This is a genomic window from Serinicoccus marinus DSM 15273, assembly GCF_008386315.1.
In the GTDB taxonomy this organism is placed as follows: domain Bacteria; phylum Actinomycetota; class Actinomycetes; order Actinomycetales; family Dermatophilaceae; genus Ornithinicoccus; species Ornithinicoccus marinus.
Window position 1 is genome coordinate 397,590 of the sequence record NZ_CP043808.1, and the last position, 20,675, is coordinate 418,264.

The 20,675-nt window shown below is 73.1% G+C and carries 16 protein-coding genes, 1 tRNA gene and 2 pseudogenes; 14 read left to right on the forward strand and 5 right to left on the reverse strand.

The genetic code is table 11. The features are described from left to right. The first annotated feature begins 24 nt into the window (after nucleotides 1-24). The 10 genes and pseudogenes from FU792_RS02005 to FU792_RS02050 all read left to right on the forward strand — a co-directional run bounded on the left by FU792_RS02005 (nucleotide 25) and on the right by FU792_RS02050 (nucleotide 11,537). The gene (locus tag FU792_RS02005; protein ID WP_022925449.1) at nucleotides 25-501 is read left to right on the forward strand and encodes a winged helix-turn-helix domain-containing protein; all 477 of its coding nucleotides are present in this window, start codon (nucleotides 25-27) and stop codon (nucleotides 499-501) included. Nucleotides 502-594: 93 nt separating this feature from the next. Next, a pseudogene (locus tag FU792_RS18305) lies at nucleotides 595-1,485 on the forward strand (S8 family serine peptidase); the annotation flags it as partial. Nucleotides 1,486-1,595: 110 nt separating this feature from the next. After that, nucleotides 1,596-3,416, forward strand: coding sequence for a carboxypeptidase regulatory-like domain-containing protein (locus FU792_RS18310; RefSeq protein ID WP_161600182.1), 1,821 nt, complete (start codon nucleotides 1,596-1,598; stop codon nucleotides 3,414-3,416). Between the two features lie 47 nt (nucleotides 3,417-3,463). Further along, on the forward strand, nucleotides 3,464-5,890 hold the full coding sequence (locus tag FU792_RS02020; protein WP_149814508.1) for a cell wall-binding repeat-containing protein: 2,427 nt from the start codon (nucleotides 3,464-3,466) through the stop codon (nucleotides 5,888-5,890). 87 nt (nucleotides 5,891-5,977) lie between these two features. After that, a complete protein-coding gene (locus FU792_RS02025) occupies nucleotides 5,978-6,487 on the forward strand; it encodes an Lrp/AsnC family transcriptional regulator (RefSeq protein WP_022925451.1) in 510 nt (169 codons plus the stop codon). 43 nt (nucleotides 6,488-6,530) lie between these two features. After that, nucleotides 6,531-7,406, forward strand: coding sequence for a MerR family transcriptional regulator (locus tag FU792_RS02030; RefSeq protein ID WP_338101199.1), 876 nt, complete (start codon nucleotides 6,531-6,533; stop codon nucleotides 7,404-7,406). Between the two features lie 167 nt (nucleotides 7,407-7,573). After that, nucleotides 7,574-8,044, forward strand: a complete 471-nt coding sequence (locus tag FU792_RS02035; protein ID WP_022925453.1) for a hypothetical protein — start codon at nucleotides 7,574-7,576, stop codon at nucleotides 8,042-8,044. A 67-nt stretch (nucleotides 8,045-8,111) separates the two neighbouring features. Next, a complete protein-coding gene (gene tmk, locus FU792_RS02040; protein ID WP_022925454.1) occupies nucleotides 8,112-8,771 on the forward strand; it encodes a dTMP kinase in 660 nt (219 codons plus the stop codon). Continuing rightward, complete coding sequence (locus tag FU792_RS02045; protein WP_022925455.1) at nucleotides 8,768-9,931, forward strand: DNA polymerase III subunit delta'; 1,164 nt, start codon at nucleotides 8,768-8,770, stop codon at nucleotides 9,929-9,931. The genes tmk and FU792_RS02045 overlap by 4 nt, the downstream gene beginning before the upstream one ends. Before the next feature lie 16 nt (nucleotides 9,932-9,947). Beyond that, nucleotides 9,948-11,537 carry an alpha/beta hydrolase gene (locus FU792_RS02050; protein ID WP_149814509.1) on the forward strand — a complete coding sequence of 530 codons (1,590 nt, stop codon included), beginning with the start codon at nucleotides 9,948-9,950 and terminating at the stop codon, nucleotides 11,535-11,537. 76 nt (nucleotides 11,538-11,613) lie between these two features. On the opposite strand, the gene FU792_RS02055 is transcribed toward FU792_RS02050, so the two are convergent. The 4 genes from FU792_RS02055 to FU792_RS02065 all read right to left on the reverse strand — a co-directional run bounded on the left by FU792_RS02055 (nucleotide 11,614) and on the right by FU792_RS02065 (nucleotide 14,084). Further along, nucleotides 11,614-11,690 (reverse strand) — tRNA-Thr (locus FU792_RS02055). Nucleotides 11,691-11,850: 160 nt separating this feature from the next. Continuing rightward, the gene (locus FU792_RS02060; protein ID WP_161600183.1) at nucleotides 11,851-13,152 is read right to left on the reverse strand and encodes a DUF3352 domain-containing protein; all 1,302 of its coding nucleotides are present in this window, start codon (nucleotides 13,150-13,152) and stop codon (nucleotides 11,851-11,853) included. A 103-nt stretch (nucleotides 13,153-13,255) separates the two neighbouring features. Further along, nucleotides 13,256-13,381 (reverse strand): hypothetical protein, encoded by a 126-nt coding sequence (locus tag FU792_RS18315; protein ID WP_275100734.1) that lies wholly within the window; start codon nucleotides 13,379-13,381, stop codon nucleotides 13,256-13,258. Between the two features lie 184 nt (nucleotides 13,382-13,565). Next, the gene (locus tag FU792_RS02065; RefSeq protein WP_028131098.1) at nucleotides 13,566-14,084 is read right to left on the reverse strand and encodes an inorganic diphosphatase; all 519 of its coding nucleotides are present in this window, start codon (nucleotides 14,082-14,084) and stop codon (nucleotides 13,566-13,568) included. A 94-nt stretch (nucleotides 14,085-14,178) separates the two neighbouring features. On the opposite strand from FU792_RS02065, the gene FU792_RS02070 reads away from it, so the two are divergent. The 4 genes and pseudogenes from FU792_RS02070 (at nucleotide 14,179) to hpt (ending at nucleotide 18,585) form a co-directional block, all read left to right on the forward strand. Next, entirely contained in the window at nucleotides 14,179-15,687 is a 1,509-nt protein-coding gene (locus FU792_RS02070; RefSeq protein ID WP_033418949.1) for a D-alanyl-D-alanine carboxypeptidase/D-alanyl-D-alanine-endopeptidase, read from the forward strand. A 76-nt stretch (nucleotides 15,688-15,763) separates the two neighbouring features. Beyond that, nucleotides 15,764-16,905 (forward strand): annotated as a pseudogene (locus tag FU792_RS02075) (zinc-dependent metalloprotease). A gap of 13 nt (nucleotides 16,906-16,918) precedes the next feature. Continuing rightward, nucleotides 16,919-17,956, forward strand: a complete 1,038-nt coding sequence (gene tilS, locus FU792_RS02080; RefSeq protein WP_022925461.1) for a tRNA lysidine(34) synthetase TilS — start codon at nucleotides 16,919-16,921, stop codon at nucleotides 17,954-17,956. 77 nt (nucleotides 17,957-18,033) lie between these two features. Next, nucleotides 18,034-18,585, forward strand: coding sequence for a hypoxanthine phosphoribosyltransferase (gene hpt, locus FU792_RS02085; protein WP_022925462.1), 552 nt, complete (start codon nucleotides 18,034-18,036; stop codon nucleotides 18,583-18,585). Between the two features lie 22 nt (nucleotides 18,586-18,607). Here the strand turns inward: hpt and FU792_RS02090 are convergent, their stop codons facing one another. Beyond that, nucleotides 18,608-20,653, reverse strand: coding sequence for a hypothetical protein (locus FU792_RS02090; RefSeq protein WP_028131100.1), 2,046 nt, complete (start codon nucleotides 20,651-20,653; stop codon nucleotides 18,608-18,610). Between the last annotated feature and the right edge of the window lie 22 nt (nucleotides 20,654-20,675).

The following is a 20,675-nucleotide window of genomic DNA, read 5'->3' on the forward strand; positions in this document are numbered from 1 at the left end:
CGGAGGTCGACGGCGGATCGGCCGATGGTGGTCGTGGTCGCCGCGACCCGGCACGAGCGCGAGCGGCTGCTCGCGAGCCTGCCCGGCGACGTCGCCGTGGTGCTGGCCACCTCCCGCGAGAACGCCGGGGAGCTGCTGCGCTCCGGTGCGGGGGGTGCGGCATACCCGTCGCGAGGGATCGGCGTCGACCTCGACGCCGAGCACCGCACCGTGGTGTGGGGTGGGCGCGCCCTGCGGCTGACGCCCCTGGAGTTCGAGACCCTGGGTCTGCTCAGCTCGGACCACCAGCACGTCTGGTCGATCGCCGAGCTGACCCGGGGCGTGTGGGCGACCGGCTACGTCGGCGACGGGGCGCAGGTGCGCTCGGTCATCAAGAGGCTGCGCCGCAAGCTGGCCCTGGCCGGTATGCCCCTGGAGATCCGGACCGTCCGCGGGGCCGGCTTCCAGGCGGTCTGCACCGTCGCCGACCAGGGCCGCACGCCCGAGCCGATTGCCCCATAACTGCCCCGGTCCGCCCGTTGTCGCCGGCCGCGACACTCCCTAGTCTCAGCACCACCCACAGGGGTGAGCAGTGCTGACCGGGAGGCGGACGACATGGGTGCAGGGGTATGGCGCAGGGTGGTCGCGGGGATCGGCGGGACGGGGTTGCTGCTCAGCGGCGCGCTCGTCGCCTCCCCGGTGCAGGCGGCCCCGGCGCCGGACGCGCAGGACAAGATCGAGCAGGCGCTGGCCCAGGAGTTCGAGCAGGAGGAGCGGGTCGACTTCTGGGTGCGCCTGGGGGAGCGGGCCGACCTGAGCCCGTTCCAGGACGTCCGTGACTGGGGGGCCCGCGGCCAGGGGGTCTACGACGCCCTGACCAGCACCGCGCAGGACAGCCAGCAGGACGTGCTGCGGCGGCTCGACGAGGCGGGCGCCACCTACGAGTCCCACTGGATCACCAACGCGGTCCACGTCACCGGTGGGTCCCAGGACCTGGCCCTGGAGCTCGCCGGGGAGCGCGAGGTCGAGGGGATCTACCCGACGGTGTCCTACGAGCTCCCCGAGGTGGAGCCCGCCCCCTCCGACCTTCCCGCACCGGCGGCGGTGGAGTGGGGCGTCGCCGACATCAACGCCGACGACGTCTGGGCCGAGTACGGCGTGGCCGGGGAGGGGTTCGTCGTCGGCTCGATCGACACCGGGGCGCAGTTCGACCACCCGGCGCTGGTGGGGGCATACCGCGGCAACAACGGGGACGGGACCTTCGACCACGACTACAACTGGTTCGACGCCGCGGGGGTGTCCCCGGACGAGCCGGTGGACCTCGAGGGCCACGGGTCCCACGTCACCGGCACCATGGTCGGTGACGACGGCGGCGACAACCAGATCGGCGTCGCCCCGGGTGCGCGCTGGATCTCCGCCAACGGCTGCTGCCCCACCGACGAGGCGCTCATCAGCTCGGGAGAGTGGATGCTGGCCCCGACCCGGACCGACGGCTCCGACCCCGACCCAGCGATGCGGCCGCACGTCATCAACAACTCCTGGGGCACGACGTCGCCCTCCGACGACCCCTTCATGGAGGACGTCTCGCTCGCCTGGGCCGCGGCGGGCCAGTTCGGGTGTGGGCCAACGGCAACATCGGGCCGGGCTGCGAGAGCTCGGGATCGCCCGGCAGCCGCATCATCAACTACTCGGTCGGCAACTACGACGCGGCGCACGAGATCAACCCGACGTCCAGCCGCGGGGCCGGTCAGGACGGGGAGACCAAGCCCAACATCTCGGCGCCCGGCACGGCGGTGCGCTCCTCGGTGCCCGGCAACGGCTACGCCTCCTACTCGGGCACCTCGATGGCCTCGCCGCACGTGGCGGGGGCGATCGCGCTGCTGTGGGCCAGCTCCCCGCAGCTCGTGGGTGACGTCGAGACGACCACGTCCCTGCTCGACGGGACCGCGACGGACAACCCGGACGACCAGTGCGGTGGCACCGACGAGGACAACAACGTCTTCGGCGAGGGCCGGCTCGACGCCCTGGCACTGCTCGACGCCGCACCCCGGGGACCGGTCGGTGTGGTCGAGGGGACGGTGACCGACGCGGCGACGGGTGAGCCGCTGGCCGGCGTCGAGGTCGAGGTCGCCGGCCCGGTGGAGCGGATGCTCTCCACCGACGGGGAGGGCGCCTACCAGGCCCTCGTCAGCGCCGGGGACTACTCCCTGACCGCCTCCCGCTTCGGCTGGCTGGAGCAGTCCGCCGACGTCACCGTGCCCGAGGACGGGACGGCCACCCAGGACTTCGCCCTCGAGCCCGCGCAGACGGCCACGGTCAGTGGCACCGTCACCGACGGCTCCGGCGCGGGCTTCCCGCTCTACGCCCAGGTGTCGGTGGCCGGCCAGTCGCTCGCCACCTTCACCGACCCCCTCGACGGCGGGTATGCCCTCGAGGTCCCGGTCGGCGAGGAGGTGCGCCTCGAGGCCGTGGTGCAGTACCCGGGCTACCAGGTGGTTGAGCAGGACGTGCTCGTCGAGGCCGACACGGTGGTCGACCTCTCGCCCACGGTGCTGCCCGACTCGTGCACGGCACCCGGCTACACCGCCAGTGACAGCGTCGTCCTCGCGGAGAGCTTCGACGCCGGGGTGCTGCCCGACGGGTGGGAGATCGAGGACAACCTGGACAACGGCCAGGTCTGGGCCGTGGACGAGGACGGCGGCGGCACCGGCAACCTCACCGGTGGCGAGGGTGCCTTCGCCTACGTCAACTCCGACGCCTACGGCCCCGACGGGGAGCAGGACACGTCCCTGGTCTCGCCGGTCATGGACCTCAGCGGCCTGGAGAACCCGAGCGTCAGCTTCGCCCAGGCATACATCCCGCTCGGCGACATCGCCGACCTCGACGTCAGCACCGACGGCGGCGAGAGCTGGACCACGGTGTCGACCTGGACGACCCCGCAGGAGGGTGCCGAGGTGATGGTGCCGCTCCCGATGGCGCAGGGCGAGGCGGACGTGCGGCTCCGGTGGCACTACCACGAGGCCGTGTGGGCGTTCTTCTGGCAGGTCGACGACATCGTCGTCGGCTCTCGCAGCTGCGACCCGACCGGTGACGGTGGGTATGTCGTGGGCTCGGTGTCCGCCTCGGCGGACGGCTCCGCGGTGAGCGGCGCCGCCGTGACCAGCCTGGACGTGCCGGAGGACCGCGGCACCAGCCGGGACACCCCGGCGGACGAGGGCCAGGACGACGGCTTCTACTGGCTCTTCAGCAGCGTGTCCGGCGAGCACCCCTTCGAGGCAACCGCACGCGGCTACGGCGCGGCCACGCAGGACGTCGACGTCGAGCAGGGCGGTGCGGTCCGCGCCGACTTCGTGCTCGACGGCGGGCTGCTGGAGCTCGACCGGGTCTCGTCGAGACCGAGGTCGAGCTGGGTGAGGACTCCGAGACCGTCGACCTGACGGTCACCAACTCCGGCACCGGCCCGGCCGAGGTCACGCTGGAGGAGGTGCGCGGTGACGCCACGCTGCTCCGCGCCGACGGCCGGCGGGTCGCCGCGACCGGCGAGGACGCGGCGGCGGGTGCGCCCACGCGGACCGTGGACGTCGAGCCGCGGGTCGGGGCATACCTCACGGCCGACGACGCGCCGGCCGGTGAGCCGGTCATGCGGCCGCACGAGGTGCCGTGGACCGAGCTCGCGCCCGTCCCCGCGACGATCGTGGACAACCGGGTCGTCGAGGTCGACGGGGCCTGGCACAGCTTCGGCGGCTTCGACGGCACCGAGCCCACGACCGCCCACTACCGCTACGACGCGGCCACGATGGAGTGGACGGCGGGCGCCGACCTACCGCTGCCCCTCATGGCTCCGACGGCCGGGGTGGTGGACGGCCGGATCGTCGCGGCCGGCGGCTGGGACGACGTGGGGAACACCCGCAGCGAGGCCTACGTCTACGCGCCCGAGGACGACGCCTGGACCCAGGTCGCGGACGCCCCCGTCGCGGTCGCCTGGGCCGGCCAGGCCACGCTCGACGGGATGCTCTACTCCGTCGGCGGGTGCACCACCGGCGACTGCGACCCGACGACCGCCAGCACGGCGGCCTACGACCCGGCCACGGACACCTGGACCGCCCTGGCGGACTACCCCCGCCCGGTGGCCTTCCCGTCCTGCGCCGGCCTCGACGGACGGGTGGTCTGCGCCGGCGGGATCGGCGACGGCGGCCAGTCCACCACCGAGACGTATGCCTACGACCCGGTGGCGGACGCCTGGACGCAGGTCGCCGACGCGCCGGTGGACGCCTGGGGCTCGGCCTACGCCGGGGCCGACGACCAGCTGATCGTCACCGGTGGGCTCCAGCAGGGCGCGATCAGCAACGACGCCTTCTCCTACGACGCGGCGGCGGACGACTGGGCCGACCTGCCGAACCCCAACAACCCCGCCTTCCGCGGGGCCGGGGCGTGCGGCTTCGTCATGGTCGGAGGTCAGAGCGAGGCAGGGTTCAGCGACGTCGTCGAGCTGCTGCCCGGCTACGACCTGTGCGGCGACGGCCCGGTGGACGTGCCGTGGCTCTCCCTCAGCGAGACCGAGCTGTCCCTGGCGGCCGGCGAGTCGGCCACCGTGCAGGTCACGACCACGGGTGAGGTGGCGCAGCCCGGGCTCTACACCGCCGGGGTCTCGGCGGAGGGCGGTATGCCGGGCACGGCGCCGACCACCGAGGTCGAGATGACCGTGCTCCCGCCGGCCACGTGGGGCAAGCTCACCGGGCTGGTGGCCGGGGACGACTGCGCCGGCACCACCGACCCGCTGGCCGGCGCGACCGTCGACGCCTCACCGACGCGGGGCGAGGGCCCGAGGTGGCGCTGGGTCACCGACGACGAGGGACGGTATGCCCGCTGGATCGACACCCGGGTCGGCGAGCTGGAGCTCATCGCCTCGGCGGTGGAGCACCTGCCCGAGTCCGAGCTCGTGGAGCCCCTCCGCGGTGAGGTGGTGGAGCAGGACTTCGCGCTGCTGCACGAGGACTGCGACACCGACCCGGGTCCGATCGGTCCCGAGGTGGTCAGGGTGGCCGGTGAGGACCGCTACGGCACCGCCGTCGAGCTGTCGCACGCCTACGACCCCGGCGTGGGTGCGGTCTTCCTGGCCACGGGTGCCGACTACCCGGACGCCCTGGCCGGGGCCGCCCTGGCCGGCAGCACGCAGGTGCCGGTCCTGCTGACCAAGTCCGACGGCCTGCCCGCCGTGACCGCGGCCGAGCTGGAGCGGCTGGACCCCGGTGAGCTGGTCGTGCTCGGCGGCGACGGTGCGGTCGAGGACGCCGTGGTGGAGGCGGCGGCCGAGGCGGCCGACGCCCCGGCGCGACGGCTCGCCGGACGGGACCGGTATGCCACGGCGGCGCTGGTCGCGGCGGAGTTCGGCTCGGCGGAGACGGCCTACGTGGCCACCGGCCGCAACTTCCCCGACGCGCTCGCCGGTGCGGCGCGGGCGGGTGCCGTGGAAGCGCCGGTCCTGCTCGTGCGGCCGGACTCGGTGCCGGGCAGCACCGAGCAGGCGCTGGTCGACCTCGGGGTCGAGCAGATCGTCGTGCTCGGGGGGACTGGCGTGATCGAGGACGGCGTCGAGACGGCGCTCGAGGAGTTCGGCGAGGTGGATCGGGTGTCGGGTGGTGACCGCTTCGGCACGGCCGCCCTCATCGCGCAGGACTACCCGACTGCGGCGGAGGTCTACGTCGCCAGCGGCCAGGAATGGCCGGACGCGCTCGCGGGTGCGGCGGCCGCGGGCGCCCAGGACGCCCCCCTGCTGCTCGTGCGGCAGGGCTCGGTGCCCCCGGCGACGTGGACCGCGCTGGAACGCCTCCAGCCCGGCCTCATCAGCGTCCTCGGCGGGGAGATGGCCGTGGCCGACACCGTCCTCGAGGAGCTGCGCACGCTGGAGTGACCTCCCCTCGGACCGCGGCCCGGCCGCTGCCCACCCCTGCACGGCCGGGCTGCGCCATCTGCGGCGCGGGCAGGCATACTGTGCTGCGTGCCGAAGAATCCTCGTGACGACAAGCCGCTCGACGACACCGACCTCGCCCTCGTCCGCCTCCTGGAGGTGGACGGGAGGATGTCCAACGCCACGCTCGCCCGCGAGGTCGGCATCGCCGAGTCCACCTGCCTGGTGCGGGTGCGCTCGCTGCGGGAGCGGGGCGTCGTCCGGGGGATCCACGCCGACATCGACCCAGTCGCCGTGGGGCGACCCGTGGAGGCGATGATCGCGATCCGCTTCGGCGGCCACCGCCGGGCGAACTTCGAGGAGTTCACCCGGGAGGTGCCCGAGCTGCCGGGCGTGCTCGGCGCATACCACGTCTCCGGCGCGATCGACTACTACGTCCACGTCGCGGTGCCGAGCGCGGACGCCCTGCGCGACTTCGTGCTCGACCACCTCACCAACCGCCCCGGCGTCCTCCACGCGGAGACCTCGCTGATCTTCGAGTCTCTCCACGGGCGGGGCACGATGACCGCCGAGGAGGTCCCCGTCCCGGAACGGGCTTGACCCTCACGCACCGTGAGGCCCCAGGCTCGGGAGCGTGATCGAGATGACGGACCTGCAGCTGCTGACCGTCGGCCAGGTGGCCGAGGAGGTCGGCGTGAGCGTGCGCACGCTGCACCACTACGACGAGATCGGTCTCGTCGTCCCCAGCGAGCGCAGCTTCGCCGGCTACCGCCTCTATACCGTGGAGGACCTGACGCGGCTGCAGCACGTCGTCGTCTACCGACGGCTCGGCTTCGGGCTCGAGGAGGTCGCGGCCCTGCTGGAGCAGGACGCGGACGTCCTGGAGCACCTTCGGCGGCAGCGGTCGGCGATCACGGACCGGATCGGCGAGCTCACCGAGCTCGTGCGGTCGATCGACGCAGCGATGGAGAGTGAGATGAGCGGCTACCAGATCACCCGCGAGGAGCAACGAGAGATCTTCGGTGACAACTTCACCGACAACTTCGACGACTACCAGGCCGAGGCCGAGCAGCGCTGGGGTGACACCGACGCCTGGAAGCAGTCGAGCCGGCGGACCAAGAGCTACACCAAGGAGCAGTGGGAGCAGATCAAGGTCGAGCAGGACCAGGTCAACGCCCGCTTCGTCGAGCTGCTCGAGGGCGGCGAGCCCGCAGACTCCGAGGCGGCCATGGACGCCGCCGAGGAGGCGCGACAGCAGATCTGCCGGTGGTTCTACGACTGCCCGCGCGGTATGCACGCGAGCATCGCGCAGATGTACGTCGACGACCCGAGGTTCACGAAGACCTACGAGGACATCGCCCCGGGCCTGCGCGCAGTTCGTCCGGGACGCCGCCGTCGCCAACGCCGCGCGGGGCTGAGACCGAGCGAGGCCGAAGACGGGCGACCCGGTGGCCTCTCACCCTTGTGGGTGAGGGGCTGCCGGGTGGACACTGGGGCTTTCGGACGCCCCGACCCGTGACCCGGAGGTGCCATGTCTGAGGACACGTCGAAGGTGCTCGTCATCCCAGGGGAGTGGAGCGGTGACGTCGCTGGGGCTGCTTGCGCCGTGGTGCGGCGGCTGGTCTCGTCTCGACGCTCTTCTTCTGGCGCACGGCATGGAAGATCGATCTCGCGACAAGCAGCGTCGTGCTGGCGGACGAGCAGTGGGTCGACGGCTCTTTCGCTCAGCGAGCGACCCTCGTGGTAGTCCTGATGTCACTGTGGTTGGCAAGCCTCGTGTTCATCGCGACCGCAGTGCTCGCGGTCATCGAAGCGAGGGCAGTCACCCAGCGCCAGGTGGTTGCGGAGTCCCCACCTGAGGCACCAGGGACGGGAGAGCGGAACCTTGTGGCGCAGAGTGTCTCGGAGGCGGTCAAAGCCGTCTCGGTCATCGCAGACAAGCTGACGCGCGCTCGGGGAACGGTCGTCCTCGGGGTTGCCGGCATGGTCCTCGTCGTCGGTGCTTTCACGGTTCTCGGGGCAGTGCTTGGGGACGACGGCGGCGGGACGGTCGCCGACGACAGCGAGCAGACGGCGACCCCGGGCGCCGACGAGGCCACGGTGACCGAGGTTCCTGCCCCGGCTGACGACGGCACCGCGACGGGCGACGCGCCCTGACCGACGGGTGAGGCGGGCGCTGTGGATGGCGGGAGGGAGCGTCATACCCGTCCCGTAGGCTTCCCACGTGACCGACCAGCCGAGCCCTGACGCGCGACGCGGACGTCGGCCGGGGCTCTTCGTGGCGGTCGAGGGGGGTGACGGTGCGGGCAAGTCGACCCAGGCCGACGCGCTGGCCGGCTGGCTGCGCGAGCAGGGGCATACCGTGCTCCGCACCCGCGAGCCCGGGGGGACTGCGCTCGGGCGCTCCCTGCGCGAGCTGGTGCTGCACGGGGAGGACGGTTCGGTCACCCCGCGCGCCGAGGCCCTCCTCTTCGCCGCCGACCGGGCCCACCACGTGGCCACCGTGGTGCGGCCGGCGCTGGAGGCGGGTGAGGTCGTCATCACCGACCGCTACCTCGACTCCTCCGTGGCCTACCAGGGCGCGGCGCGCGCCCTGGGGCACGAGGAGGTCCGCGAGCTCTCGCTGTGGGCGGTCGAGCGGCTGCTGCCCGACCTGACCGTCCTGCTCGACGTCAGCGCCGAGCAGGGCCGCCGCCGGCGCGGACAGGTGCACGACCGGGTCGAGCGGGAGGACGACGACTTCCACGACCGGGTGCGCCAGGGCTTCCTGGACCTGGCCGCCGAGGCCCCCGGCCGTTACCTCGTGCTCGACGGGGAGCAGGACCGCGACGACATCCAGGCCGCGGTCCGGGAGCGGGTCGCCGGGTTGGTGGGGCGGGCGTGAGCGTCTTCGACCAGCTGGTCGGCCAGCAGCGCGTGGTGGACACCCTGCGGCACGCCTCGTCCGACCCGGCCGCGATGACGCACGCCTGGCTCTTCACGGGGCCACCGGGATCCGGGCGGTCGGTGGCGGCGCGGACCTTCGCCGCCGCGCTGCAGTGCGAGCGGGCGACGGCCGCACCGGAGGCGGTCGGCTGCGGGGAGTGCCAGCCGTGCCGGCTGGTCATGGGTGGCAGCCATCCAGACGTCCGGATCGTCGACACCGACCAGACGTTCATCAAGGTCGACGAGGCCCGCGAGCTGGTGCTGGAGGCGCAGGCCCGGCCGAGCCTGGGGCGCTGGCGGGTCGTCATCGTCGAGGACGCCGACCGGCTCAACGACTTCTCCGCCAACACGCTGCTCAAGTCGCTGGAGGAACCCACCGCGCGGACGGTGTGGATGCTCTGCGCCCCCTCCCTCGAGGACGTCCTCGTCACGATCCGGTCACGCTGCCGGCACGTGCGGCTGGGGACACCGCCGACCGCCGCCGTCGCCGACCTGCTCATCGAGCGCGACGGCATCGACCCCTCGATGGCGCACTACGCCGCCAGGGCCGGTCAGAGCCACATCGGCATCGCGAAGCGTCTCGCGATCGACGAGCACGCACGGGCGCGTCGCCGCGAGATCACCTCGATCCCGGTGACGCTCACCTCCCTCGGCGACGCGCTGCGGTCGGCGCAGGACCTGGTCGACGAGGCCGGGGAGGGCGCCAAGGCCACGTCGGCCGACCATGCCGAGGAGCAGCGGCAAGAGTTGCTGACCCAGCTCGGCGCCGACCCGTCGGCACGGACCCAGCCGCCGTCGGTCCGGGCCCACCTGAGGCGGCTGGACGACCGGCTCAAGGCCGAGGCCAAGCGGCAGCAGCACGACAGCATCGATGCTGCCCTGACCGACCTCGCCTCGGTCTACCGGGACGCGCTGCTCGTCTCCACCGGGGCGTCGGTCGACCTGGTCAACGCCAGCGAGCCGGAGCAGATCGCGACGCTCGCACGTTCTTTCACCGCCGAGCAGCTGCTGGGTGCCCTGGAGACCATCGGCGAGGCGCGGCAGCGGCTCATCGCCAACGGCGCGCCGTTGCTGGTCCTGGAGGCGATGATGATTGGCTTGCTCCTGCCCCGGGGGTGAGAGGACGAGGGAAGGGATGGGATCGCAGGTGCGGACGTCGAGGACGGCCAGGTGGGTCGCCGGGATCAGCGCGCTGTCGCTGCTGGTGGCCTGCACGCCCGGTGAGCCCGGGACCCAGGAGCCGGAGCAGGACAGCGCGGGCGCGAGCTCGGACGAGGGGTCGTCGGCCTCCACCACCACGTCGACCCCGCTGGCCGACGGCGCACCGGAGGGGCTCGAGGAGTTCTACTCCCAGCAGCTGGAGTGGAGCAGCTGCGAGGGCGACTTCGAGTGCGCCTCGCTGACCGTCCCCATGGACTACCAGGAGCCGGACGGCGCGACCATCGACCTGGCGCTGCTGCGCTCGACGGCCTCCGGGGACGCGAGAGGATCGCTCGTGGTCAACCCCGGCGGTCCCGGTGGCTCCGGTGTCGACTACGCCATGCTCTCCGGCATGACGATCAGCGGGGAGGTGCGGGAGGCCTACGACGTCGTCGGGTTCGACCCGCGCGGGGTCGCGCGATCGGCGCCGATCACCTGCTTCGAGGACGAGCAGATGGACGAGTTCCTCTCCTCCGACCCCTCTCCTGACGACGCGGCCGAGGAGGAGGCCTCCGAGCAGCTGATGGAGGACTTCGCCCAGGCCTGCGGGGAGCGCGCCCCGGACCTCGTCGGCCACGTCTCGACGGTCGAGGCCGCGCGCGACATGGACGTGCTCCGGGCCGCTCTCGGCGACGAGCAGATCACCTACTTCGGCGCGTCCTACGGCACCTTCCTCGGCACCACGTATGCCGCGCTCTTCCCCGACCGTGCCGGGCGGATGGTGCTGGACGGGGCGATCGAACCCGACCTCACTGGGCTGGAGATGGGGCTGGGGCAGGCCGAGGGCTTCGAGCGAGCGACCCGCGCCTACGTCGAGGACTGCGTCGCCGGGGGTGAGTGCCCGCTGGGGTCCGACGTGGAGTCCGCGATGGCCCGCATACCAGCCTTCCTCGACGAGCTCGACGCTGCGCCGCTCCCGGTCCAGGGTGACGCCGCGGAGGAGCTCACCGAGGGCTGGGGGATGTACGGCATCATCGTCGCGATGTACGACGAGAACGCGTGGGGCGTCCTCTCGCAGGCCTTCGAGCAGGCCTTCGCGGGGGACGGGACCATGCTCATGTACCTCGCGAACCTCTACGCCAGCCGGAGCAGCGACGGCAGCTACGACGGCATCGGGATGCAGTCGATCTATGCCGTGAACTGCCTAGACCGTCCCGCTGAGGCCGAGGAGGAGGACCTCGACTCGGCGGCGGTGGAGCAGGAGTTCGAGGAGGTGTCACCCACGTGGGGTCGCTATCTCGCCGGGGACGGCGCCTGCGGCAGCTGGCCGGCGGAGGCCGCCGAGACGATCGAGGACTACTCGGCGCAGGGCGCGGACCCGATCCTGGTCATCGGCACCACCCGTGACCCCGCGACGCCGTACGAGTGGGCCGAGGGACTGGCGCAGACGCTCGACTCCGGAGTGCTGCTGACCTACGACGGTGACGGGCACACTGCCTACGGGCGCTCCAACGACTGCATCGACGATGCGGTCGACGCCTACCTGCTGGAGGGCACGGTGCCCGCCGAGGGCACGACCTGCTGAGTCTGTGAAGCGGTCGGCCCACCCCTCGCCGCAACGTAGGACGCCCCCGCAGTTGCGGGGGCGTCCTGTCGTCTGCTGGAGCCGCCTGGGGGAATCGAACCCCCGACCTATTCATTACGAGTGAATCGCTCTGGCCGACTGAGCTAAGGCGGCACGTGACCCGTCCTGGGCAACCCGACGAGGATACCGAACGACGGTGGCCCACCCAAACCGCCGGTAGCCGGGCCACACACGCCGTGGCCCCCGGCGGGGTGCCGGGGGCCACGTGCCGTGCTGGTGCGGCGCGATCCTCATCGGATCGCCGCGGGGAGCCTCACTCCTGCTCGTCGGCCACGATCCGCATGGTGAAGTGGCCGTCGCCACCCTCCTCGACGACGCTGGACGCGCCGACCCCCGCCAGCTTCTCCAGGGCGGTACGCGCCTTCTCGTCGGTGACCTGCGGAAGGTAGAACTGCTCGAACGGCGACACGTCCAGGAAGAACGTCGACTGCGCCTCGGAGGCGTCGGCCACCGCCCGGGTGAACAGGTCGCTGTCGCCCAGGGTGTCGCCCTCGCCCTCGGCCACGGCGTCGACGTACGCCCGGTCGGTGCCCAGCGTCAGCGTCCCGTCGTCGTCGCGGCTCACGAGCATGCCCGCGCCGAGACCGTTCTCGTCGAGCAGCTCCTGCGCCCGCTCGGTGTCCGTCGTCACCCGGTAGGCGACCGGCAGCTCCGGGACGCCCGGGTCGGTCTGCGACATGCCGGTGACGGCACCCACGATGTCCGGACCGACGGCCAGCGTCATGGAGTCGCCGAGCGCGACCTTGAGGTCGTCCGGCAGCGCGAACCCCTCGGCCTCGGCGGCGTCCGCCGCCTCCTGGAGCTCCTCCGCGTAGTCCTGCGAGTAGTAGTCCCACATGGCCTGGACCGTCTCGCGACCGTTCTCCATGGAGAGCGCCACCGCGGTGTCCGCGGGGAGCTGGGTGACGAGGGGGTCGCCACCGCCCGCCGGCACCTCCATGCCGGCGACGTCGCGGCTGACACCGTGCATCTCGATGGCGTCCGGCGTGAGGCGCACGGTCGCGGCCACCCGGCCGGTGATCTCGGGCTGCTCGCCGCCCATCCCGAGCTGCTCCTCGGTCATCTCCAGGCTCGGGTCGAAAGCGCTGGGGTCGATGTCGTCGAGCTGGGCCATGTCGGCCCACATCGCCACGACGCCCGCCTCGCCCAGGTCGTCCATGTCGGAGGTGAAGTTCTCGTTGTCCGACAGCGTGCCCGCCTCGGCGGCCGAGCGCACGGCGTCGAGCGTGGCGGCCTCGCTGAAGACGACGTAGTCGCCTTCGAGGTAGTAGCCCACCTCGTCGGACTGGTCAGCCATCTGCTCGTCGAGGAAGGCCATGGCGGCCTCGCCGTCCTTGACCTGGAGCGCGACCGCGACGGCCGGCTCCTCGTCCGCGCCGGAGGGCAGCATCGCGACACCGGCACGGTCGCCGAGCCAGGGCTCGATGTCCTCCTCGAAGGAGACGCCCTCGGGCACGTCGCCCTCCGCCTCGATCTGCTCCCACACCCACTCGCGCCACTCACCGTCGGAGAAGCGCTGCTCGAGGTCGCTGTCCAGACCCTGGAAGAAGCGCACCGCGGCGACCTTCTGGCCGGCGGAGGGTCGAGGTCGATCTGGGCGTATGCCGCCACCTCGCCCGGCAGGACGCTGTCCGGGCGGTCGCCGCCGCCGTTCATCATCAGGGCGAAGGCGGTGCCACCCCCAGCAGCGCGGCAGCGGCGACACCGCCACCGATGAGCAGCCACGGCGTCTTGCGGCCCCCCTCGGTCACGTCGTCGCCGTTCGTCTCGGTCACGGTCGTCATGTCATCTCCCCTTGGGTCTGGCGCGGCGATCCGCGCCCGTCGTCACCACCTCGGCCAGTGGCCCTGCGCAGTCCAGCCTAGCGCGGCGGCGGCGGGGGTCGGGTCCCCGCACACCGCTACGACGGCATACCCTCCGGTCGGTTCCCTCACGCGGTCGACAGGAACCGACCGCAGGACGAGCCGCTCAGTGCTTCGGCATCGGCCAGCGTGCGGTGGAGACGCCGTGCTCCTGCGCGCGCCTACGGGCCTCCTCCACGCAGGTCTGGGCCTCCTCGCGGCCGGCCCAGTGGGCCCCCTCGACCGACTTGCCGGGCTCGAGGTCCTTGTAGACCTCGAAGAAGTGCTGGATCTCCAGCCGGGTGTGGGTGCCGATGTCGTCCAGGGTCTGGATGCCCAGCTTGCGCGGGTCCTCGGCCGGCACGCAGATGATCTTGTCGTCACCGCCGGCCTCGTCGCGCATGTGGAACATGCCGATGGGTCGGGCGAGCACCAGGCAGCCCGGCCAGGTCGGCTCGTCCAGCAGCACCAGGGCGTCCAGGGGGTCGCCGTCCTCGCCGAGGGTCTCCTCGATGTAGCCGTAGTCCGCCGGGTAACGCGTCGCCGTGAAGAGCATGCGGTCCAGCCGGATGCGGCCGGTCTCGTGGTCGACCTCGTACTTGTTGCGGCTGCCCTGCGGGATCTCGATCGTCACGTCGAACTGCATCTGCTGCTCTCTCTGGCTCGGGGACGGCATAGGCTCGGGCTCAAGTGTCCCTCATCCCGGAGGGTCACGACGACGGAGGTCGAGCACGCCTGTGATGCACCCGCGCCCCGCTCCCCGGCGAGCCCCACGGTACGCCCTCGCGGCGACCGCGGTGGTCGCGCTGCTCGCGGGAGCGGCGACGCCCTCGGTCGCAGGGACCTCCGAGACGGCGGACGAGGCCACCAGCACGACGGGTGCCCCCACCGCGGACGACGCGAGCAGCACCTCCGACGCGCCCGCCGGCCCGGCGGAGGTCCGTCCGCAGGTCGCGGCTGCGGCCAGCCCCGTCGCCGCGGTGTCCGCGGCGCCGGTGCCGGACCGGGCGACGGTGTCGCTGCGGATCGGCGACGAGCTGGGCAGCACCTGGCTCGGGGGCACCAACCGGCGCGCCGTCGCGATCCGGGACGCGCTCACCGGTGAGTCGCTGGCGGACCGCAACGCGGACCGGTTGGTGACTCCCGCCTCCACCACCAAGCTGCTGTCCGCCGCTGCGATCGTCACCGGCCTGGACGGCGAGCACACCTTCACGACGCGGGTCGTCGCCGGGGCCGAGCCGGACGAGGTGGTCGTCGTCGCCGGTGGCGACATGCTGCTCGCCGACGGCGCGGGGAACCCCGAGGCCGTGGCCGGTCACGCCGGCATCGGCGACCTCGCGGCGCAGACCGCGGCGGCGCTGCAGGAGGACGGCGGTCCCGAGGGCACCGTCCGGGTCCGGCTCGACCTGTCCTACGTCGCCGGCCCGCACGCGATGCCGACGTGGTCCGAGCACTGGATCCGGGAGGGCTGGAGCGGGCGCATCGTCCAGCTGGGCCGGTCGGGGGACCGGGCGCTGCCTTTCAACCCCTCGCCCGCCTCCCCCGAGCAGGAGGTCGCCCGGGTGTTCCGCGAGGCGTTGGCGAAGGAGGGGATCGAGGTCGTCGGCGCCGGGGACGAGGATGCGCAGGCGCAGGAGGTCGAGGCTGTCGAGGACGCCACCGAGCTGGCCAGCGTCGAGTCGGCGGCGGCACGCGACGTGCTCGCGCTCGCGCTGGCCACGAGCGACAACGCGATGGTGGAGCAGCTCGCCCGGCAGGCGGCGGTCGCCGACGGTGGCAGCGCAGAGCAGGAGGCCGTCACGGCGTGGATCCGGCAGGCCGTGAGCGAGGACTACGGGCTGGAGCTGGACGGGGTGCGGATCGCCGACGCGAGCGGGCTGTCGGACGGGACCCAGATCCCGGTCGGCGTCGTCGCCGACGTCCTCGTCGCCGGGGCCGACGGCTCCCACCCCGCGTTGCAGGACGTCCTGGCCGCGGGTGGGCTGCCGATCGCCGGCTACACCGGCACGCTCGCGACCCGCTTCCACCTCGACCGGCACGACCCCGCCGTCGGCACGGCGCGCGCCAAGACCGGCACCCTGCCCGGCGTGAGCTCGCTGGCCGGCACTGTCGTGAGCCGAGACGGCCGGCTCCTGGTGTATGCCCTCACCGCCGACGACCTGGACGAGGGCACCGCCGCCATCGAGGCGGCGTCGGTGCTCGACGAGGTGGTGGCCGAGCTGGCCCGGTGCGGGTGCCAGGCCGAGTGACGGGAGGCTGGGCCACCACGACGAACGGGGGCGGCCCGGCTCGCCGGGCGGGTGCGGCACGGCATACCGTCGCCTCATGAGCGACCACCTCGAGCCCGCGGCCGACCGCACCCAGGAGCCCGTCGACGACGTCCGCGGCAGCGCCCTGGTCGACTGGGACTTCGCCGCTGCGGCCGCGACCCGGATCGCCCCGGCCGGACCCAGGGCGAGTCGGCGTGAGGTCGCCGACCTGGTGGCCGAGCTGCGGTCCGCAGCCGCCCGCGCGGTGGAGCCGGTGGCGCAGACCGCGCAGCTGTCGACGCCGCCGGGGACCCCCGAGGCGCTGGTCGTGGACCGGGCCGGCTGGATCCGCGCGAACTGCGCCTCCATGGGGGCGATGCTCGAGCCGGTGCTCGACGAGGTCGTGGCCAGGAAGCGCACCGCCGACCGTGCCCGCGCCGAGCGGGCGGGCCGCGAGCTGCCCGAGATCGGCGCCACGTCGCAGGCGATCTCCTCCAAGGTGACCGGCACCGAGGTCGCGGGTCTGCTCTCCTGGATCTCGACCAAGGTGCTGGGTCAGTACGACCTGGCACCGCAGGGCGCTCCCGCCCTCATGTTCGTCGCGCCCAACGTGCTGGCCGCCGAGCGCGAGCTCGAGGTGGACCCGGGCGACTCCGCCTGTGGGTCGCCGTCCACGAGGAGACGCACCGGGTGCAGTTCACCGCGGTGCCGTGGCTGCGCGAGCACCTCATCGAGCGGGCCCGGAGCATGGGGACCCGGATCATGCCCGAGCCGGACCACCTGGGCCAGCGGCTGCGCGAGATCGCGGCGGCGCTCCCTGGTGTCCTGCGGGGCGAGGAGGACATCACGCAGGTGGTGGCGACCCCGGAGCAGCGGGAGAAGCTGGCCGAGGTCACGGCGGTGATGTCGCTGCTGGAGGGGCACGCGGACGTCGTCATGGACGAGGTCGGGCCCAGCGTGATCCCGACGGTCGCCGAGATCCGGCGACGGTTCACCCAGCGCCGCAAGGGAGCCGGCAACGTCGACAAGCTGCTGCGACGGCTCCTCGGCATGGAGGCCAAGATGCGGCAGTACAAGGATGGCGCCGTCTTCGTGCGCGGGGTCATGGACCAGGTGGGGGTCGAGGGCTTCAACCGCGTCTGGACCTCGCCCGACACGCTGCCGCGCCCGACCGAGATCGCCGATCCACAGGCGTGGGTCGCGCGCGTCCACGGCTGAGCGCCGCTTCGGTATGCCCGGTCCGCCCCCGGCCGTGGCCGCGGCCCGTCTCGCGGTGCGGCGCTGGCTGGAGGACGCCGGGCCGACACCGGACTCCCTCGTGCTGGTCGCCTGCTCCGGGGGCGCTGACTCGCTCGCTCTCACGGCGGCCACCGGCTTCGTGGCGCTGCGGGCGGGGTTGCGTGTCGGGGCCGTGATCGTGGACCACGGGCTGCAGGGCGGGTCTGCGACGATCGCGGCGCGCGCCGCCGAGCAGTGCCGAGCGCTGCTGCCTCCCGGGTCCCCGGTGGAGGTCGGGCGGGTGCACGTCCCGGCCGGCCCGGCCGGTCCGGAGGGGCAGGCACGGGCCGAGAGGTATGCCGTCCTCTTCGCCGCGGCGCAGCGCCTCGGCGCGTCGGCCGTGCTCACCGGGCACACGCGGGACGACCAGGCCGAGCAGGTGCTTCTGGGGCTCGCGCGCGGGTCCGGTGCACGGTCGCTGGCGGGGATGCCGGCGGCCCGGTCCTTCGGCGGCACGGAGATCCTCCTGGGCCGTCCCTTCCTCGGTGGCCGGCGCAGCCGCCGCGCCGGGCCCGATGGGGGGATCACCCGGGACCAGACGGAGCGGGTCTGCACCGAGCTGGGGCTCGACCCCTGGAGCGACCCGCACAACGAGGTCGACGACTACGCCCGGGTCCGCGCCCGCCGCGCCCTTCGGCTGCTCGAGGACGAGCTCGGGCCGGGTCTCGCGACGAACCTCGCCCGCTCCGCCGACCTGCTCCGGGACGACGCCGACGCGCTCGACGCCGCCGCGGAGGAGGCATACCGGAGCCTGGGTGCGCCGCCCTGGCCGGTCGCGGGGCTGGCCGCCCTGGAGCCCGCGGTGCGGACGCGGCTCTACCGGCGCTGCGCGCGGGAGGCGGGCAGCTCCGGCACCGACCTCACCAGTGAGCACCTGCTCGCCGTCGACGCCCTGGTCACCGACTGGCACGGCCAGGGCCCGCTGCACCTGCCCGGCGGCGTCCGGGCCGGCCGCGGGAAGGACGGTGTGTGGTTGCGCGGGAGGACGTAGTTGAATGAGGCTGGACGAGAGCGCGCCACCAGGTCCCGGTGGGCGCGGAGCCGCCACGGACCTGAGGAGCGAGCTGCGTGGACGCCGAGCACATGGGTGATGACCTGGCTGACGTGCTGTACACCGAGGAGGACATCCAGGGCCGGCTGGCCGAGCTGGCGGAGGAGGTCTGGGCCGACTACCACGACAAGGACGTGCTCCTCGTCGGTGTGCTCAAGGGTGCCATCATGGTGATGGCCGACTTCATGCGCGCGCTGCCGGGCTCGGCGGAGATGGACTGGATGGCTGTCTCGAGCTACGGGTCGGGCACGAAGAGCAGTGGCGTCGTGCGCATCCTCAAGGACCTCGACACCGACATCACCGGTCGGCACGTCCTCATCGTCGAGGACATCATCGACTCCGGCCTGACGCTGTCGTGGATCCGCACCAACCTGCTCTCGCGCGGCCCCGCGAGCCTGCAGATCTGCACGCTGCTGCGCAAGCCCACCGCGGCCAAGGTCGAGATCGACACCCGCTACGTCGGCTTCGACATCCCCGAGGCCTTCGTCGTCGGTTATGGCCTGGACTACGACGAGAAGTACCGCAACCTGCGCGTCATCGGCACCCTCGCCCCGCACGTCTACAGCTGAGCGTCCCTGCGGCGGGAGGCGCTCAGAACGGTGGCGGTCCGTCGTCCTGAGCCGTTCCGGCTTCGTCCGCCCGCAGTGCGCTCTCCCCGGCGTCGGGCGTGAACGCGTCGGTCCAGTGCTCGGCCCGCAGGATCGCGCGTGGCTCCGTGCCCAGCAGGGTGTCCGGGTCGGGCGTGCTCGGGTGCGGCCCGGTGACCCTGCGGCCGTCCCGGGCCCGGGTATGCCGGACCCACACGGCGCGGAAGGCCTCGGTGCTCCTGTCGTCGCCACCCAGGGTGTCGCCACCCGGGTCGTCGCCACCCGGGTCGTCGTCGGCCGCCTCGAGCGGCCCGCCGGCCTTGCGGTGGCACAGCGCGGCGTAGACCAGCACCGAGGCGAGGTGGCGCTGGGCCTGCGCGGACAGGGGTGTCGAGGTGTCGGGCGAGGCTGGCGGCGGCCGCTCTGCTGAGCCGGTGTCGTCCGAGGGCCGAGGGCGGGGGCTGCGACCGCTGAGGTACTGGCGGTAGTCGTGTGATCTCGTGCGGTAGAGCCGGTCGAAGAAAGAGGTCCAGGTGACCGTCCGCGTCTCGTCGATCTGCGCGGCCCAGAACTTCTGGGTCTTCATGGCGTGGAAGACGGTGTCGAGGGACTGCAGGTTGGGCTCGCTGGTCGGGCCGCCGAGGCGGTGCTCCGTGACGTGGTCCAGCTGGCCGTCACCCGACGGGAGGGTGCCGTCGGGTGCGCGGGACACCAGGTCGGCGGCGGCGACCTGACGGCGCATCGCCGCGTCCGGCTTGTAGCGGGCGATCGAGCGTTCGACGCAGCGCCCGTCCGCCGGGTCGACGAGGAGCCGGTGGAGCGTCGTGCCGGCCGAGCCCACCATCCGGGCGATCTCCTCGGACGGGACGAAGCAGGAGGACCTGCCGATCACCCGTCCGACGCCCGGGGTCGACCCGGTCGCGCGGTGCTGGTCGTCCTGCGGGGGAGATGTCCCGCCAGCGAGGCTGTCCCAGGGCACGACGACCTGGAGCTGGTACGTGGGGCTGCCGGAGATCACCCGCGCGAGGTCTGCGACGTCGTCCGGGGTCAGCAGGTGGGCGAGGTCGACCTCGCTGCGGCCGCCGTCGGACATCGCTGCGTGGTGAATGGCGGCGTCCGACGGGCGGTCATCGGTGTGCCCTAAGGGGAGGGTGCCGTGCAGGAGCAGGGCGCGGCCGAGGTCGGAGCGGAGCTGGGCCTCGGTGCGCGGGTCCCCGGCCGCGCGGGCACGGTGGGCCATCTGGTGCAGCCGGTCCAGGCAGGCGGTCGTCGAGGCCGCATCCCCGGTGAGCACGACCTGTCCGGTGCCGTCGTCGTCGACGATCCCGAAGGCCGTCCTGCCCCGGTGCCGGTCGGCCCGGGCCTGCGCCTCGGCCTCCGGGTCACGCGACCTCGCCCGGGTGACCTCCCGCTGCAGCGCCTGCACGAACTGCTTGGCGCCCCAGGGCCGATCAGCGACGCCACCGCCGCTGTCCAGTCGCTCAAGGCAGACCTGGTCGGCCTCCGCGCTGGTGGAGAACAGGGACCGGGCCACGTCCGCGGCGTGCTCGTGGGGCAGTCCGGCGGACAGCCGCCAGAAGTGCTCGATCTGGGACCAGCTGGCGACTCCCCGCCGCAGCCCCTCCCGCACGGGTGCGGAGACGGCGCGCGGCGCGAGCACCAGGGCCACGAGCTGGCGCGCCCGCCCCCGGCCCAGACCGGTCAACGTCGCCACCTCGAGGGCGGTGACGGACTTGGTCCGAGCCCGCCAGCGGTCCCGCGCGGTGGTCGAGAGCTCCTCGGGGTCCGCCACGTCAGAGCGGGCCAGCAGCTCCTCGCCCGTCCTGGCCGCGAGCTGCGCGGTCAGGTGGATCCTCGCTTGCTCGAGCCGTCCCGCCAGCACCTGGAGCGCCTCGATCCCGTCGAGGCAGGCATCGGGGGACAGGCCCGCGGTTCCCTGGAGGCCCGGCTCTGCCGTCGCGAGCAGCTCATCCGTGGCGGCCGTCGACAGCCACCGCGAGCTGTCCTGCGACCCGTCGTGCGGGTCCTGCTGCACGGGCTGCGCCGCCATCGTCATTCACCCCCCGGTGAGT